The sequence below is a fragment of the Bacteroides hominis genome (assembly GCF_033042785.2).
GTDB lineage: Bacteria > Bacteroidota > Bacteroidia > Bacteroidales > Bacteroidaceae > Bacteroides > Bacteroides hominis.
In genome coordinates, this window is record NZ_CP178829.1 from 269226 (window position 1) to 288084 (window position 18859).

At 44.4% G+C, this 18859-nt stretch carries 13 protein-coding genes; 1 reads left to right on the forward strand and 12 read right to left on the reverse strand.

What is annotated here, in order from left to right:
- Positions 1-37 precede the first annotated feature (37 nt).
- The 4 genes from R3O62_RS01215 to carB all read right to left on the reverse strand — a co-directional run bounded on the left by R3O62_RS01215 (position 38) and on the right by carB (position 6695).
- Positions 38-1291, reverse strand: a complete 1254-nt coding sequence (locus R3O62_RS01215) for a FimB/Mfa2 family fimbrial subunit (RefSeq protein WP_317473010.1) — start codon at positions 1289-1291, stop codon at positions 38-40.
- 394 nt (positions 1292-1685) lie between these two features.
- Entirely contained in the window at positions 1686-2630 is a 945-nt protein-coding gene (locus R3O62_RS01220; protein WP_032542436.1) for a Tsr15 family tyrosine-type DNA invertase, read from the reverse strand.
- 216 nt (positions 2631-2846) lie between these two features.
- Positions 2847-3275 carry a bactofilin family protein gene (locus R3O62_RS01225; protein ID WP_005811209.1) on the reverse strand — a complete coding sequence of 143 codons (429 nt, stop codon included), beginning with the start codon at positions 3273-3275 and terminating at the stop codon, positions 2847-2849.
- Positions 3276-3473: 198 nt separating this feature from the next.
- A complete protein-coding gene (gene carB / locus R3O62_RS01230) occupies positions 3474-6695 on the reverse strand; it encodes a carbamoyl-phosphate synthase (glutamine-hydrolyzing) large subunit (protein WP_005811211.1) in 3222 nt (1073 codons plus the stop codon).
- Positions 6696-7018: 323 nt separating this feature from the next.
- On the opposite strand from carB, the gene trpS reads away from it, so the two are divergent.
- Positions 7019-8110, forward strand: coding sequence for a tryptophan--tRNA ligase (gene trpS, locus R3O62_RS01235; RefSeq protein WP_032542437.1), 1092 nt, complete (start codon positions 7019-7021; stop codon positions 8108-8110).
- A 67-nt stretch (positions 8111-8177) separates the two neighbouring features.
- Here the strand turns inward: trpS and R3O62_RS01240 are convergent, their stop codons facing one another.
- The 8 genes from R3O62_RS01240 to R3O62_RS01275 form a co-directional block, all read right to left on the reverse strand.
- Positions 8178-9365 carry an OmpA family protein gene (locus R3O62_RS01240; protein ID WP_234070593.1) on the reverse strand — a complete coding sequence of 396 codons (1188 nt, stop codon included), beginning with the start codon at positions 9363-9365 and terminating at the stop codon, positions 8178-8180.
- Positions 9366-9534: 169 nt separating this feature from the next.
- A complete protein-coding gene (locus R3O62_RS01245) occupies positions 9535-10854 on the reverse strand; it encodes an HlyD family secretion protein (protein WP_032536214.1) in 1320 nt (439 codons plus the stop codon).
- Between the two features lie 2 nt (positions 10855-10856).
- Positions 10857-13067: a peptidase domain-containing ABC transporter gene (locus R3O62_RS01250; protein WP_022011532.1), complete on the reverse strand. Its 2211-nt coding sequence runs from the start codon at positions 13065-13067 to the stop codon at positions 10857-10859.
- Between the two features lie 35 nt (positions 13068-13102).
- Positions 13103-13702: a hypothetical protein gene (locus tag R3O62_RS01255; RefSeq protein WP_032536215.1), complete on the reverse strand. Its 600-nt coding sequence runs from the start codon at positions 13700-13702 to the stop codon at positions 13103-13105.
- A gap of 12 nt (positions 13703-13714) precedes the next feature.
- Positions 13715-14380, reverse strand: coding sequence for a sulfotransferase family 2 domain-containing protein (locus R3O62_RS01260; RefSeq protein WP_220576099.1), 666 nt, complete (start codon positions 14378-14380; stop codon positions 13715-13717).
- Positions 14381-14447: 67 nt separating this feature from the next.
- The gene (locus tag R3O62_RS01265; protein WP_032536217.1) at positions 14448-15443 is read right to left on the reverse strand and encodes a glycosyltransferase; all 996 of its coding nucleotides are present in this window, start codon (positions 15441-15443) and stop codon (positions 14448-14450) included.
- Complete coding sequence (locus R3O62_RS01270; protein WP_032541894.1) at positions 15440-16327, reverse strand: glycosyltransferase family 10 domain-containing protein; 888 nt, start codon at positions 16325-16327, stop codon at positions 15440-15442. Before R3O62_RS01270 ends, R3O62_RS01265 begins: the two co-directional genes overlap by 4 nt.
- 49 nt (positions 16328-16376) lie before the next feature.
- Entirely contained in the window at positions 16377-18851 is a 2475-nt protein-coding gene (locus R3O62_RS01275; RefSeq protein ID WP_317473011.1) for a hypothetical protein, read from the reverse strand.
- Positions 18852-18859 lie beyond the last annotated feature (8 nt).

Here is an 18859-nt window from a genome sequence, read left to right on the forward strand (position 1 = left end):
CCGGACCATGATTCCAAGGGGAGTAAAAAGAAAGTTTTTACATTATAATATCTGAATTTACAATATTGCTATCCCAGGCTGTAGGAGCACTCACAGTGATTTCTAAACCACCAAATTCCGTAGGAGTTACAGGTACAGTCGCACTTCCACCGGTACGTAAAGTCAGGTTCACTTCACGAATCACATTCGGTACAAAATTCTCTTTAACCACTCCGGACCAATAAACGGTAGCATCACCGGAAAGTGCAGTACCATCTCCCAAAATATGTCCGGATTTGCCACGTCCTGATACCACTATAAAATACTGACGCTGCTTGTCGGCTGTACCGGTAGTTGCAGAGTTATTAGCACGTCCACCGTTATTAGGGAATACAACCACATCTCTCCACATAGTGAAGTTTCCACTCAGAATTTTACCTCCTGCATTATAACCGGATGTAGGATCAGCCGTTTTAAAGACCTCACCACCCGAAATAGACAATATATTAGTAGCAGTCGAGGTAGCACTTACCCTTCCGGCATTCCCTGCCATCACTTTCAAATGGTCCGGTAAACGATAAATCATAATAGAAGCATCCTGTGCAAAGTCAACACCATTCGCAGTATTCTCATTATTCGTATTTCCTTCTTTATCCTTTACGTTCAGACGGATACGCATCAAAGAAACTTCACGTTTCAAAGCAATTGGAGAAGGAGTTACAGGACCATCCGAAGAAACAGTCACCCCTTGAACAGCTCCCATAAAAATTTCGGCTGGCTCGGTATAAGCTACGTTAGCAGACAAGTCAGCCGCACAAAATGTAGGAAACATGCCCGGCTTATACTTCATCACCATGTTCTGCGCCTGCTTCTGACGTACATTCCACATGCCCCACTCTACAGGAATTGTACCTCCATCCAAATAGGTATTGATAGCATCCACTGAACTCTTCGCATTTGCTATGGCTACCATTGTATAAGTTCCTACAGGTACATCTGTATAAGTAAAGGTTGTATTTCCAGTTGTTGGAGTAACGACATCGGAAAACCGCACGATATTGCTTGCGTCATATAGCAAAATCTGTACCTGACGGATATTACTCCACGACGTTTCCGGCACTGCAGTAGATTGCGCAGCTCTCGTCTTACCTCCTTGTTCCATACTTGTTCCTTCAAAGTTCAACTTAACTATAAAGTTAGCCTTCGAGTTCCCACCAGGAACTTCTCCTGAAGGAAGTTCATTGTGCTCTGAACAAGCACTCATGGCCATTGCAGCGAGCAAAGACCATAAAAACACAGATTTCTTTTTCATAAATAATTCACTTTAGTTTCTACTTAATATTTGATTCAGACAGAATGTTGGTTTCTTATCTCAATCGATCTGCCCGTTACTTCGTAGGTAACGGGTCTACACAAATTCCAAGACAAAGAGGCGTCTTTCAAGGAGTTGTTTTTACTAAAATTAATCTTTACGGTCTCAAAAAAGACAATAAAATCCTTTCCCATCTTTCAACCTGAAAAATGGAAGAATCTTTTGTTGTCTTTTTCGAAGAACAACCCAATAAAAATGTTCAGTTATTTAATATCTATTGCAAAAATAATTGTTTTATTATGCGTATTTCAAAAAATATATTTAAATTTGCCGCCGATATCACCTTCCGTTACCTACGAAGTAACGGATAATATTTCAACTAATAATCAACTGATTATCCTCTAATGTTTTTATCTGTTCCTCTTTTCTTCTTCGATAAAATATATGTAATAAGAGAACGATTCATCCGGTTTACCTCATCATCCCTGTAAGGTTGAAAATAAGTCTCAGTCACTTTCACCGAAGAATGCCCCATAGCATTACAAATCAAACTTGAATTATAATTCTGCCGGAGTGCCGTAGTCGCCCAGGTATGACGTGCCACATAAGTACTTAGCCGTTCCCTGATTCCCAAGGTATTTGCCACCTGTGTCAGGCGATGGTTCAGAAGACGCAACATACGGGTATATTGCCCATATTCATTCTCACCGGGATTTTGGATAATAGGAAAAAGATAAGGTGAATCCGGAATCGCATACATATACCTCCGTATAATTTCCATTGCCTCTTTGCCCACCACCACAGTCAGTTTACGACTGGTTTTGCGCCGGTGATACGTAATTACATTTCCCTGTAAATCGCATCTGCGCAAAAAAGCAAGATCTACAAACGGCATCCCGCGAAGCAGAAACAAAAGAACAAACAAATCCCGGCTGAAAGCTAATTTTTCCGGCAATGGTTTCTGGTCCGTCATCAGTTTACATATCACCTCCGGCGAAACAGCCCTTTTTACGGGACAGTCAATTCCGGTATGCACTTTATTGAAAAGACGTGGCACATAAGTTGCCACTCCCCGCTCCAGCGCCTGATTATACACAGATCTCAGCATACGCATGTAAGTAGAAATAGTGTTCCATTTAAGTTGATCAGCCAGCAGTTTCTGTTCAAACAAAGCTAACCATTCGGGAGTCAGTTGGCTAAAGGTGATTTCACGTCCGTTCATAAATTTTTTCAGTCGATTTAAAGTGCTCTGATATACATGGGCAGTACCATTACGTTGCTCTTTTTTCAGTTCGACTATTCGCTTCTCCATAAATCGAGTCAAAAGTTCTTTTTTCATTTTAAGTCTGTTAAGATTACAAATTAGATTATTGCAAGCTTTTGCTTATCCATTTCATATATCAGACTGATATTTCAACAAATTGCAAAAAGCGTAGTGCCATAACAAACCAACTGCATAATTATCTCTTTTTTTTAGATAACTTTGCAGCCTTCGAAAAACTTTTAACCACAATTGGAATAGACAAAACCGGTTCTTCTCAAGAAGCCGTTTCAATCATTTCTCAGTATTCACAGTCTCAGGCTTCGCAACCTGACTTGTCACAAGTGTATTTTTCTCAGTAGTATTACAAGTACCGTTAAATCTGGCTTTCGATTCTATTTCAAGTTTACATGTATAAACATCGCCATTCATTGTACATCCCGATTTCATAACCAAATCTTCTGCCACCTGAATATCTCCCTGTAACATCCCGTGTAACACAGCACCGGTACACGTCACATTTCCTTTGATTCTTCCCTGAGGACCAATCACTACTTTCCCTTTACAGGAAACATTTCCTTCTATTATTCCATCTAAACGCAAATCCCCTTCTACCGTGATTGCTCCTTTCACCATTGTTCCCAATGCTATTGTAGTCAGTTTATCAATACCGACTTTCACAGTCTTTACAGAATAATCTTCATTCTTTTTCTTTCCAAACATATTAAAATCTGAATTATGTAAATTAAAAAAGGACGAACATTCTTCTGATACCAAATATTAAGTAGATTACAAATATAAGTTAATTATAAGACAGGCAGAAGAAAAAGACGAGAAAAAGACAACAGGTCACTATAAAAAGGGGAGAAACTGTTTCCAAGTTTCCCCCCTCTCCCTTATTATTTATCGCTACGGACAGTACTATTTATATTCCTGCCAGCTCTTTATCTGAATATCTTCAAGCTTCAAATCACAGAATGCTTCGATAAATGCACTCGCCAGACGCGCGTTGGTTATCAATGGGATATTATGATCGATCGCACCACGACGGATACGATAACCATTTGTCAGCTCACGTTTCGAATGATTCTTGGGAATATTCACAATCAAGTCGAACTTATGGTCGGCAATCATCTTCATCACATTGTTCTCGGCCCCCGGTTTTTCATCCGGCCAGTAAACCGGAGTAGTATCTACACCATGTGCATTCAGAAAAGCAGCAGTTCCGGCTGTTGCATAAATCTTATATCCCTGGTTGAACAACATGCGGCTTGCTTCCAGCAAATCGACTTTCGACTTCATTGCACCTGAAGAGAACATCACTCCCTTTTCAGGAATTTTAAAGCCGGTAGCAATCATTGCATTCAGCAGTGCTTCAGAAAAGTCGTCACCAATGCAGCCCACCTCACCGGTAGACGACATATCTACACCTAAAACCGGATCGGCTTTGTGCAAACGTGAGAAAGAGAATTGAGAAGCTTTCACTCCAATCCAGTCGATATCAAATGCCGACTTATCGGGACGGCTGTATGGAGCGTCGAGCATAATGCGGGTAGCAGTCTCGATAAAGTTACGTTTCAACACCTTAGAAACGAACGGGAAACTACGTGAAGCACGTAAGTTACATTCGATAACTTTAACTTCGTTGTTGCGAGCCAGGAATTGAATATTGAACGGTCCCGAAATATTAAGCTCTTTCGCAATCTGGCGGCTGATTTTCTTAATGCGGCGTGCTGTTGCAAAATAGATTTTCTGTGCCGGGAATACCAGCGTAGCATCACCCGAGTGCACTCCGGCAAACTCGATATGTTCTGAGATAGCATATTCTACCACTTCTCCATTCTGTGCCACTGCGTCGAATTCAATTTCCTTGGTATTTTCAAGGAACTGAGAAACAACTACCGGATACTCTTTCGATACCTCAGCAGCCATCTTCAAGAAGTTCTCCAACTCCTCGTCATCATAGCAAACATTCATCGCAGCTCCCGAAAGTACATAAGACGGACGAACCAGTACCGGATAGCCCACTTTCTCTACAAAACCTTTCACATCTTCCAGACTGGTCAGCTCCTGCCATGCCGGCTGGTCGATACCCAACTGATCAAGCATTGCAGAGAACTTATTACGGTTTTCTGCCCGGTCGATAGAAACAGGAGAAGTACCCAATACCGGAACAGACTGACGATACAGTTTCATGGCAAGGTTATTCGGAATCTGTCCACCTACGGATACAATCACACCGCGAGGTTGTTCCAGATCAATCACGTCGAGCACACGTTCGAACGAAAGTTCGTCGAAGTACAGACGATCACACATATCATAATCAGTAGACACCGTTTCAGGATTATAATTGATCATAATCGATTTATATCCCAGTTTGCGAGCAGTCTGCACAGCATTTACCGAACACCAGTCGAACTCAACCGAGCTACCAATGCGATAAGCACCCGATCCTAACACAACTACTGACTTTTCATTTTTATAATAGTTCACATCATAACCCTGAACCGCATAAGTCATATAAAGGTAGTTTGTCAGTTCCGGATGTTCGGAAGCAATGGTATTGATGCGTTTCACGGCCGGAAGGATACCCAGTTCTTTACGACGGGCACGTACCATCAGGTTCTCTTTCTCCATATTTCCTGCCGGATTCAACACAAAGCGCGCAATCTGGAAGTCAGAGAAGCCCAGCACTTTGGCCTCCCTCAATACGTCTGCAGGAATATCCTCTACCTTATCATAAGCAGACAACTTCGCTTTATAGTCAACGATATTTTTCAGTTTGCCCAAGAACCACGGGTCAATCTTTGTCAGTTCATGGATACGCTCTATCGTATAGCCATCTTCCATGGCCTGAGCCAGAGCGAAAACACGTAAATCCGTCGGGTGAGAAAGCTCCTTATCCAGATCCTCAAAATGCACATCGTCGTTACCGACAAACCCATGCATGCCTTGACCGATCATGCGAAGACCTTTCTGGATAATCTCTTCAAACGAACGGCCTATCGACATGATTTCACCAACCGATTTCATGCTTGAACCGATCTCACGAGATACACCGGCAAATTTAGTCAAGTCCCAACGAGGAATTTTACAAATATAGTAATCAAGTTGCGGAGCCACATATGCCGAGTTGGGAGTGCCCATCTCACCTATCTGATCGAGTGTGTAGCCTAATGCCACCTTAGCGGCCACAAATGCCAGCGGATAGCCGGTTGCCTTCGAAGCCAAAGCCGAAGAACGGCTCAAACGTGCATTCACCTCAATCACACGATAATCATCCGTATCCGAATTGAATGCATACTGAATGTTACATTCACCTACAATACCCAGATGGCGGATACATTTAGTTGAAAGTTCCTGCAACATTTTCAGTTCCTTGTCATCCAATGAGCAAGTCGGAGCTACCACGATCGATTCGCCGGTATGAATACCCAGCGGGTCAAAGTTTTCCATGCTTGCTACCGTAAAACAGTGGTCATTCGCATCACGGATCACCTCAAACTCAATTTCTTTCCATCCTTTCAACGACTCTTCCACCAGAATCTGTTTAGAGAAAGCAAATGAGCTCTCAGCCAATTTGAGGAATTCCTCTTCATTGGCACAAATACCACTTCCGAGTCCTCCCAGCGCGTAAGCCGAACGAACCATCACCGGATAACCAATGCGACGTGCAGCAGCAATAGCATCTTCCATGCTTTCTACAGCCTGGCTGACCGGAGTTTTCATATCAATCTCGTTGAGCTTCTTCACAAACAGGTCACGGTCTTCCGTATACATGATAGCCTCAACCGAAGTACCCAATACTTTCACACCATATTTATCCAGAATACCTTGTGTATAAAGCTCTGCACCGCAGTTCAAGGCAGTCTGTCCGCCGAATGCGAGAAGAATGCCGTCGGGACGTTCTTTCTTAATAATCTCCTCTACAAAATAAGTAGTCACGGGAAGGAAATACACCTTATCAGCAATTCCCTCGGAAGTCTGAATGGTTGCGATGTTCGGGTTGACCAATACCGAATTGATGCCTTCTTCTTTCAAGGCCTTCAGTGCCTGTGAACCGGAATAATCAAACTCTCCGGCTTGTCCGATTTTGAGTGCGCCTGAACCCAAAACAAGGACTTTTTTCATTTCCTTTTCCATTTCTTTTATTGTCATTATAAGTTGTTATTTCTACGTATCCGCACAAAAAAAATGCGTTACCCTCAATAAAGGACTAACGCATTACCAAAGAACTAAATATCGTTTTTGGAGAAAAGAGAAGAAGTAGGCTGATTCCGGGTGAAATACACTCGAACGGAGATAATACTTGCTTCTGATTTCCTGTTGATTCATTGCTATTTCAAAGTTTGTGCAAAGTAACGACTTATTTCTATAATTACAAAGGAATCTGGTAAGAATATTCGTTTTATTTGTTACTTCAGCTGATTCTGACTATCTTTGTCCTTCGATTAAAAATAAAAATAATGGGAAAAGAAAAAATCATATTGACAGGTGACCGTCCTACCGGAAAACTCCATATCGGACACTACGTAGGTTCACTGAAACGAAGAGTCGAACTACAGAATTCCGGCTTGTTTGACAAAACTTTCATCTTCATCGCCGATGCGCAGGCATTGACCGATAACATCGATAACCCTGAAAAAGTACGCCAAAACGTAATTGAAGTAGCCCTCGATTATATGGCCTGCGGACTCGATCCGGAAAAGTCGACAATCTTCATCCAGTCCCAGATTCCGGAACTGTGCGAATTGACATTCTATTATATGGATCTCGTCACCGTATCACGCCTGCAACGTAACCCTACCGTGAAGACGGAAATACAGATGCGCAACTTCGAAACCAGCATTCCTGTAGGTTTCTTTACTTATCCCATCAGCCAAGCTGCCGATATCACTGCCTTCCGTGCCACTACAGTACCGGTAGGTGAAGATCAGGAGCCCATGATCGAGCAGGCCAGAGAAATTGTCCGCCGTTTCAATTATATCTACGGAGAAACATTAGTCGAGCCGGAAATCCTTCTACCGGACAACGCAGCCTGCCTGCGCCTGCCGGGTACCGATGGAAAAGCCAAAATGAGTAAATCGTTAGGCAACTGCATTTACCTTTCCGAAGAAGCGGACGAGGTACAGAAGAAAGTAATGAGCATGTTCACCGACCCCGATCACTTACGGGTGCAAGACCCGGGCAAAATCGAAGGTAATACCGTATTTACATATTTGGATGCCTTCTGCCGTCCCGAACATTTCGAACGTTATCTGCCCGACTATCCGAGCCTCGATGAACTGAAAGCTCATTATCAACGCGGCGGCCTGGGAGATGTAAAGGTGAAACGCTTCCTCAACGCTATTATGCAAGAAGAACTGGAACCTATCCGTAATCGCCGGAAAGAATTTGAGAAAGACATTCCTGCCATCTACGAAATGTTGAGAAAAGGCTGTGAAGTGGCAAGAGCTGCCGCTGCCGATACGTTATCCGATGTTCGTAAGGCCATGAAGATAAACTATTTCGATGATGCCGAACTGATTAACGAACAAGTAAAGCGATTCAATAAATAAAAAAAGAAACGCCCTGTTACCAGTCCGGCAACAGGGCGCTTTCTTTTAAAGAAGGTTGAGTCTGAATTTATTTAGCAGACTCTACTAATACAACGCGGTTTAGGTAAATAGGTTTACCGAATTTATCCACACCACCTCCGGCATCAACTTTCAAGCGGCTGGAATCTACTCCGTATTTCTTAACCAATGCATTGACAACAGCCTGAGCACGTTTCTGGCTCAACTCCTTATTGAATGCAGGAGTACCGGTTGCCGAGTCAGCATATCCGTATACGGTATATTGTGTATTCGGGAATTCTTTCATCTTAGCAGCCAGATAAGACAAGTTCATCTCTTCACGCGGAGACAGTTCAGAAGAACCGATTGTGAAGAATACAGTACGCGGAGCAATATTAGCATCCGTTACAACTACTTGTTCGGCAACTTCTGCCACCGGCTGGTTCTGTGCATCAACCAACTGCTGTTGCAGTGACTGGTTGGCAGCAGCCATTTCATTCATCTGGCGACGCATATTGGCCAATTCTATTTCAGAGATAATCTGTGGCATCGGACGGGCAAATCCCCGGGCCGGGAAGCGGTAAGTCAGACCTGCAGTTAGGCTGGCAACGCCATCATACCCATGTTTTCCACCAATTTCTCCGTCAAACTTATCTTCAGCCAGCATACCACCGATTTCGATATTGATATCTACCGCACTCGATACGCGGAAACGGTTGATAATACCTGCGTTCATAGCAAATGCCTCACGATGAGGTTTAGAGTATGAATGAGTAAAACCGGCTCCCAAATAAGGGATAATTTCATATACACGGTGAGAGTTGTATCCGCCAAACAGAGCATTCAAATTGAACATCACGTCACCATGAAGATTCATATAGTTGAATTTCTGTTTATAATACCCATTGGCCAGTTTACCACTCTTCACAAAATCGGCTGTTTCCGAATGGGCAAAGCCGCGCCCCTGCAAGCCACTGTACTGCAATCGCAATCCCAACCCGGGAGTAAACCATTTACCGACAGCCACATTCAATGTCGGACTGATACGGTCTCTGAACTTTCCGGCATGGTCGTTGTCACCAAACATGGCTTCGGCACCGCCACCGATAGAAAAGAACCAGTTATCCCAGAAGGAGTTAGTGATCACTTGATATTTGTCTTGTACCTGGATAACTTCGTATCCCGTAATCGTAGTTTGTTGCGCTGAAGCAACAGATGTAACGCCGGCTAAAGCCAGCAGCATTAGAATCTTTTTCATATACCTTAATAGTTAAAGTGGTTATTACAAATCTTCCTATTTATTATTGAAACTATTTAAATAACACCAACGAAACTAAAAGGTTTTGGATAAATGAAAATTTCCGAAGCATTTTCTACAAAGATCCGGAGATACACCTTATTATATATAGCTCCAAAGCTACTTTGACCTATTTTTGTTCCATGAAAATTTTTCGTAGCGGCATAATCAATCTTTCCAGCAGGCGAAGATCGTCCGTGATAATTTCCGCACTTCCCTTCATCTCACGAGTCAACGGCAGCATCTTTCCATAGTTGGTTGTCAACCCATCCGGCAAAGCAATATCGACCACATACATGCCTTCCGCCGTCGGCAGAGGCGAAACACTTCTCACCTCCCCCCTTACATAACCAAACTCCTGGTCCGGATAATTATTCAGACGCAAATTCACACGCTGTCCGGCCTTTACTTTACCCGATCCCTGTAAAGGCAGCAATGCCGTCCCTACAGGTAAGGATTCCTCTTTCGGGGCAACCACAAAAACGGTAGCCCCCGACTCCACATACTGATTCACGCTCCACACATTCAGAAAAGTAACTTTTCCTCCGACCGGACTTCGAAGCAGGTAATGTTGTTCCCACGCCGCAAGCTGACCCAACAACTGATCCGTAGCATTTCTCAGATTCACCTCCTGCGTCTGCTGCTCTTCAAACGCCTGTTTTTCCAGATCAAGCAATGCCTCTTCCGATTGCTCTATCTGCATATCTACCTGAGTTAACTGCATACGGGCCGATTCCTTTGACTGAAGGCTTTGCAAGTAGCGACTGCCGGACTGTTCAAACTCCGTAATAATCATCGCCTTACGATGATAAAGAATCGAATCTCTTGCATATGAGGCATGAGCTAAAGCATATTCTTTCTCTATCAGAAAATATTGCCTCCGAACCTGATCATAATATTTCTTCTGTGTAGCCAGCAATTCTTTCTGTGACTGCAACTTCTTTGCATAATATCCCAACTCTTTCATACGAACCACCTCGGAGAGGGTACTCACAAATCCTGCATAAGCCGACTGTATCTCACCCAGCCGCCAGCGGTCGGTCTCCGAAAGCAGAAAAAGGCTTTTCCCCGATTCCGGTGTATATCCTTCCTGCTTCCACTTCTGCATCTTCCCCTTCAAAGAAAACACATCCACCGCACGAGCCGTATTCTCTATTACACCCAAATTCATATCCGGCTTCACCTCCTGGCCGTTCTGTACATACAGGTCCGCCAATCTACCGGCCGAACGTGCCATTACATAAGATGGAGGCTCCTGTGTACTCACCGTCACCTCCGCAGTTATCACATCCGGATATTTAAACCAATAGCTGCCTGCCACCAACACCACTACGATGATAAACAATACCGTAATGCCACTACGCAGAATCCACGCCGGAACACGGTTCATCACCTCCTGTACCTCTTCACTGCGAAGCTCGATTTCTTTATGTGTGTGCTCCTTTTCCATACCTAACTTCCTAACTCCAGCTGATTCTTCACCAACTGATAATACAATCCTTTCTTCTCCGTCAGTTCCCGGTGAGTGCCCTCTTCAGCCACAGCACCTTTATCCAGCACCACGATCTTATCCGCATCACGAACCGTACTCAAACGATGTGCTACCACCACAACCGTCTTACCCCGATAGAATGTATGGAGGTGTTCCATAATCTCACGCTCGTTATTGGCATCCAGTGCATTCGTCGCCTCATCGAAAAACAGGAACTCCGGATTCTTATAAACCGCACGGGCTATCAGCAGGCGCTGTCGCTGTCCCTGACTGATGCCGTTCCCCTCCATTCCGATCTTCGTATTATAGCCCAAAGGAAGAGAATCGATAAAATCACGGATATTGGCAACCGTCACAGCATGGCGCAAACGTTCCACATCCACCTGCTCCTCACCAACAGCAATGTTGTTCGCAATCGTATCAGAGAAAATAAAGCCATCCTGCATCACCGAACCACTCTTCGCACGCCAGAGATGCGGATTCACCACATCCAGAGGAGTCTCACCTATTTTGATATCCCCCTTATTCGGAGTATAAAAACCGAGCATCAACTTAATCAGTGTAGTCTTACCACTACCACTCGCCCCCACGATCGCTGTCACTTTATGTTCGGGTATATCCAGATTCACATCCTTCAGCACATAGTCACGGTCCGCCCCGTCATAGCTAAACGACAGATTTTCAATACGAATATCACGCCGATCCGGAAGAACCGTCAGTTTTGAAGTGATATCCTGTTCTTCATCTTTCTGACCGTGAATCTCGTTCAAGCGTTCCAGACTGATCTTTGCATCCTGAAGTTGTTGGGCAAAGCCGATAAAAGAGCCGATAGGGCCACTTAGCTGACCGATGATATACGTCAAAGACATCATCATACCCAGAGTCATATCCCCTTCCACAACCGATTTGGCAGCAATAAAGGAAATTACGATATTCGTTGTCTGATTAAAAAACACAGAGCCCACTTGCTGAACCTGCCCCAATGCCAGTCCCTTCACGCTGATCTTGAAAAGTTTCACCTGAATGCGCTCCCACTGCCAGCGCTTTTGCTTCTCGCAGTTGTTCAGCTTGATTTCCTGCATGGCAGTCACCAGCTGAATCAAACTGCTCTGTTCGCCCGCCGCCTGGGCAAAACGGCGGATATCCAGTTCACGCCGGTACTTCATGAACACAAGAATCCAGCAGATATAGAGTGAATTGCCTACCAGAAAGATGGCAAGAATACCCAGATTATAATAAGCCAGCACAAAAGCAAAAATAAAGAAGTTTACGAAAGAGAAAAGCGTACTGATGGACGAGCCTGTCAGAAAGCTCTCGATGCGTCCGTGGTCACCGATACGCTGCATAATGTCACCGATCATCTTCGTATCGAAATAATGGAGCGGTAGCTTCATCAACTTCGCCAGGAAGTCAGAGATCAGCGAGATGTTGATACGTGTGTTCATGTGAAGCATGATCCAGCTACGGATAAACTCGACCGAAAGTTGCGAAACGGAGATCACCAGCTGTGCAATCAGGATCAGAGTGATAAAGTTCAGGTTACCGTCACGGATACCCACATCCACCAACGACTGTGTCAGAAATGGGAAGATAAGTTGCAGCAAGCTCGCTGTCAGCATTCCCAGAACGAGCTGTATCAACTGTTTACGGTAAGGAGACAAATACTTAAGAAAAAAACGAAGACTGCGACTGCCGGACTCTTCCTCGTCCCCCTGCCCTTGGAATTCCGGGCCCGGTTCAAGCGCAAGTGCAGCTCCTTTCTCTTCTCCATTCACCTTGGTAGACAACCAACACTTTTTAAATTCTTCCTCACTGTACGAAATCAACTGACGTGCCGGATCAGCGATATAGAAACGGTAGCCACTGCGCTTCTTCTTTATATCATAACAGACCACAAAGTGGTTCTGGTTCCAATGCAGGATGCAAGGCAACGGTACGTCCTCTTTCAATTGCTCCAAAGAGATACGGACCCCCGAAGTACGGAAACCGATGGATTCCGCCGCATCACTGATGCCCAACATGGAAACTCCTTCACGGGTAATAAAAGAACGTGCACGGAGGGTCTGCAGGGAATAGCTCTTACCATAGTACTTCGCAATCATGCGAAGGCAGGAAGGGCCGCAATCCATAGCGTCCAACTGGAGGTAATGAGGAAAAGAACTTAGCTTCATTTATTCATAATATTAGTCTACGTAGCAAAAATACATCACATATCCGGAATATAATGCGCTTCTCCCGGAATTTGTGAAAAAAATTCCCTGAAAGGATAATTTATCTGTTTCCCGTTCAGAAAATTCAGCAGCAAAAGCATGCCCTTATACTGCCTTTTCTTTAAAACTCTTTCGCAAGCATTGCTCAAATCAAACAAATAGGTTTCTTCTCTGATCCGTACACATTTATCCCCCGAAGACAATCGAAGCAGGACATACCACGCAATGCCCTCCAGTCCCGTAGCTAAAGAGTAGTCATCCAAACGCCTGACATCATATTCCATCACTTTCTTATCAATCTTATTCCGTTCTTCATTGCCGGCATCTTCCACAAATCCGTACCGGACAAGATATTCTACCCCCCAACCTATGCCAGCCCATCCGAAAGACAGACCGACCGGCATACCCAAGCGAACATACTCCATCACTTCATCCAGCAACTCTTCGGCAAATTCTCCAAAAATTCGCGATTCGGCAACATGAGAATAATGAAAAAAGAAAAGACAATATCCCATCTTTCCATAAAACAGCCCTATGTCAGTTTGTCTGTAGGAGAAATAAAGTGATTTTGCTATCTTTTCTATCTGTGCATCCATAACATTTCTTTTTTAATAACTGACAGGTATTTCATAGTCGAGGCGATAAAGTTCTTTTATCCGTGCTATCTGTTTCTCATCTCTCAGCTCAAACTGAACGGATGTCGCATTCGACCTCTCCTCAGGTATATCAACTCCTTTCTCTTCTAAGAAACAGTTTAATTTACTGAGTGGTACGATACAGTCCACATCAGCAGAAGTATAAAAATCAGATTGCCTGCGTATATGTTCATCCTGCCACAACGGATTTGTCTTCCCCAATTCAAACTCAACAAACGAAAGAAAGCGTTCAAAAGAATGATCCTGATAAAGATTACACATATACATATAACGGTTAAAAGTACGTTCAAGTATAAAATATTTATAAGCAGAAATCAGTCTTTCCACCGGATCCCTCCAAACCGCTACCTTCAAATACGATTTATGCTCCTTTTCATAACCGGACATCTCAGAAACCGGTACCAAAAAACGTTCGGGTTTTACCCGGGCGATATAAAAATGAGTCTGATCTTCCGTATCAGGAATCATACCTATAGACGCATAGATAGCTATATTCTCCAAAAAAGTGAGTCCACATTTCGAGATAAGGACAAAAGCCATACGATGCTTCTCTACAAGACAAAAATTACATCCGAAGAAGTCTAATGGTGCTTTGTTTAGCATTGCAATATCTTTCATGATATACTACGATTTTCGATGTCCAACATACATACAATAAAGTGATTCAGTTCCCTGCCATAGCCCCTTATCCTTCCATCGTCTGGAGCCGGTCATAGTACAGTTTCATCCTGTTCAGTATCTCCTCACTATACCATCTTCCAAGAGACTCTTGCCGACTGAGTTCCTCACAAACACGAAGCATTTCTCCCGCCCTATCGTACAAAGTAGTATAAGTTCCGTCCGGATGCAATGTACAGGCGGTAGAATATATCTGCAACAGCCTCACATAAAGCGCTTCTTTTGCCTCTCTATGTTTTTTCTCAAACAAATGTTTACGGCTATATTCCAGTAACTTCTCAATAATCAATTGAATGGAAGCAATCCGCCTACCCGCTGCTGTCGCTGTCATAATCGATCCTTCCCGCTGCCGGTAATAATAAAAATCAATATCGGCAACCGTCATTTTCTGAGCGGTTGTCAGCACCTGCGGAGTCCATAATTCATCCTCATGAATCAGCCCCGGCTCAAAGCGAAAACCGTTTTGCTCAATAAAATCTCTCCGATATAAATAGTTGTACACCATAGGGACATAACATCTGCAATCCATCACTCTTGAGAAATACGTACTTCCAGACACCACGGTTCCCGCCGCAAACAACTCCCTGCTCCTTCTTTCCCAACTTCGCACCTGCCCATCCGGATGTACCGCCAATGTATTTCCTGAGACAATGTCCGTCCGGGTCTTCATCGCTATAGCACAAAGCACCTGCAAAGCATCTTCCGCCAACCAGTCGTCACTATCCAGAAATGCCAGATAATGCCCGGATGCATGTTCTATTCCGGTATTCCGTGCAGCAGAAAGTCCTTGATTCGCCTGTTCCACATAAACGCAACGAGCATCCTTACCCGCATACTCCCGCAGCAACTCTCCGGAATTATCCGTCGATCCGTCGTTCACCAGAATGATCTCAATATCCGTCAAAGTCTGCTTCTCCAAAGAGTGCAGACATTCCTCCAGAAAAAGTTCCGTATTATAGACCGGAACCACCACCGAAACTACCGGTCTTTTTACCTCCTTCATATCCCTCTCAATTTTAGTTCGTGTATTTTTTGGCAAAGCCTGGTTAACGGATTACTCCGGACTTGCTCTAACTTATTTGTGAACGACAATAATAAAGGCCGCTTCCTCCATGCGTGAAAACGTTCATACAATGCCTCGTCATCATAGCATTGATTCATAAAAGCAGCTACTCCCTCAGGAGAATCAAAAGCCGACACATCCAGAAAGCAATTTTCTCCCGGAGCAAACTCCCGGATATTGGGAGCTCCCAGATAGACCGGAACAGTACCGGCCAACAAAGGATTGAAAAACTTTTCCGTTACATAATCCTTCCCTATCGCATTCTCAAAACTTATTACGAACTGATAATCCCCAATCACACTAAGAAGTGTATCCCGTCCCCGGTCCTCAACAGGTAATTCACAATTATGGTATAGTTTCCCATACGAATCGATGTCGGTATACTGCATCAATTGCTTAAGATACTCTTGCCGGTGACTCCGGTTCATATCGCTCGAGATAAACATACATGCCTTCTTATAAGGCTTTTTCCTCCGTGCCGCAACCAGCATCTTCCCATAATCCGGTTCATAATAAGGATACACAATATCATCATCCTGATGATACCCCATCCACAAATCAAAACTCTCTCTAAACTCGGGATCCTTGGTCCAACTATAATTCTCTTCACATTCCAGATTCCATCCCACCCAAATCTGTCCTTCCCGCTTATCGATTTCATCCTCCATCACCGAAGGTAAATCGGGCAAATGGAAAACCACGGCATCCGCCTTTGAAAGGAGGTTGCGATCAGTCGTTATCACACAGCCCCCGGGTAAGTCTTCCTTCCGGAACTCGAGTGGGAATCCCCACATCGTATTATAAAAAAGAATCAATATATCCATCCACCATCTATCTTTTATCAAGCTGCGAAACACATTTATCTGCCACTATTCATTCTATCTCTTTCAACTTTTTCCACGGAATCCTTCCTTTACCCGCCATAAAGAAATAAGCGAATACCGGTTCCGCCCAACGTACGGCAACAAAAGGTTTATATCTCTGTTGTAAACTCCTGTACGACAGCTTCACAAAGGTCCCCAAAGGTATAAACCGCTCCGGATGTTTCCGGTAAGACTGCCGATAGCCCTCTTCATGCTCCTTCATCAGGGCACGCAAATGAAACCAACAAAAGCCGGCATCCAATATTTCATTCGGACAGCGCATCACTTCCAGTCCCCGATGACGGCCATCCGGTTTCGTTTCCGTCATATACCTGAATATCCGGTCCGCAGACACCTCAAAAAAGAAAGTATCACGCACGCCATTAAACGGAGGGAGTATCTCTTTGCAGTCAGGCTCCGGATGTTCCTGCCCCAACCCTACCATCCACTCCCGGTCTTTCCGGAACAAGTTAATGCCCGACATCGAGACAGGCACTTTATACCGGATGATCATCTTCTCCAGATAAGAAGCATACAACGCATGTGTCCACAACGCAATTCGTTCCAGCCACCTGAACGGTCGCATCTCTATACGGTTGAAAGAGTCCAGATAAGCCCGATACAGGTTGTAAGAGATACATTCCGCCACGTTGAACCGCACTTTTTTATCAGAACGGTAAGCATCACAGATATGTTTCAGCCGATCCGTAAAATAAACCTGATCGGCATCGATCTTCACTGCGTACCGATAGCTTGCTTTCGACAATGCATAGTTGCAATAACCTGCCAACGTATGGATAGAGTCGGGCGGCAACAGCTTTGCCTTCTCAAACTCCTCATCATCCAGATCGATCGGATATACAGAAGGCCGATACTCAAAGACCCTGATTTTATCCGGATATTGTGCCGCCTTCTGCCTGAGAATCTCCGGCGTACGATCCGTACAATCATGATAGACAGCTATCAACTCATCCAATCCGTCGATACACGAATCAATGCACATCTCCAAAAAATCCTCACAATTCTTACAACGCAATAACCCCGATACCCCGACGGGCCATTCGCGTGTCAACGTATCCGCATCAACCACATAAATCTCCTTCAAAGTAACAGGAGGCATTTTTTCTTTAATAAACCCTACCATATTCCGGAGAGTTTCTTCTCCTGTTGCCTGAAACCACAGAGGCTGCCCCTTTTCCATCCTCTGTTCAAAATCTCCATAATTCTCCAGTATCCGGGACAAACCGCCGATCAACTCCTCTTTCGTTTTCGCTATCATCCCCAGCCCCTCGGCTTCCACATCCGGAGAATACCGCGATCCCTCGGTCGGATCGTACACCAACGGGACAGCACCGTGCGCCACTCCCTCCATTAAAGAAGAAGAATAGTGTGCCACCCCTACCCGTGTGCGGGCAAATACCTCTGCCAGCTTTTCATCCCTTACCATTTCTATATTGGGAATCTGCTCCCATTCCATGCGTACCTCCTCACCTATCCTGAACTCAGGATGTTCACGCACCAGAAACCGCCGGACGGGAAATTCCGCGGCTACCGTCCCTATCAGACGGATCATCTCTTGAAGATACTTTTTGTCACTCAGAAAAAAAGGTCCCTGCAAGAAAAAAGTAACACACTCCTTTTTCGTCTCATTACGCGGTTCCACCTGATACATATAGCCCGTCGGAACAAAGTCCGGCAGAGGATTATGCTTCTCCCACAAAGTCCGGAAACCTTCCCCCCACATCAGATAGTACCGGTAAGGCATCCTCCTGAAAGCTGTGTGCATCAATGACGGCCATCCCTGCTGGATACACAAGGTCGGTATTCCATAATCACGCCCTATGGTGGCAAGCAATAACTGCTGGTAATGGCAGCCTTCCAGAAAAATCAATCCTTTAGGTTGCAAGATCCTCATCAATATATCAAATGTATTCGCATATTGAAAAATCAAGGGAAACCACTCTTTCAGGAATGGATTAACCAATGGAGCTGTTTTGGTAAATTCAAGAGTAATGGCCGTTACAAAGTCCGGCAACTCCGTTTCATCCGGAATCTCATATTCCGACAAGAGCAACACCGGTTCTTCCAGACGTTCAATCAACGGAGTCAGATAAGCCAATTGACGGGCATTATAAATATAAATCACCAACTGCCCGCCATAAGGTGCCAGTGCTTCATACCATTCATGGTCGTAGATTTTGTATTCCTCTTCCTGTCGCTCCCATTCTTCCACCTGCTTATCGGCCAGTATCTCCTTTACGCTACCCAATGCTTCCCCACAGCTCTTTCCTTCTTTACGTAACCGGTCGTACTCCTCTCTATGCCATGTGAACTGCCAGAATAGTAAATTGATCAAAGGCACGCCCACATCATGCCTCCCCATTTTCAGCCAATACTCTTTCTCTTCCCTCAAATGGTTCACGTAGTCAGACAGCACCCTATCCAGTACTTCATAATACTCCACATAATAGTCCCGTCTATCCATATCTTTTT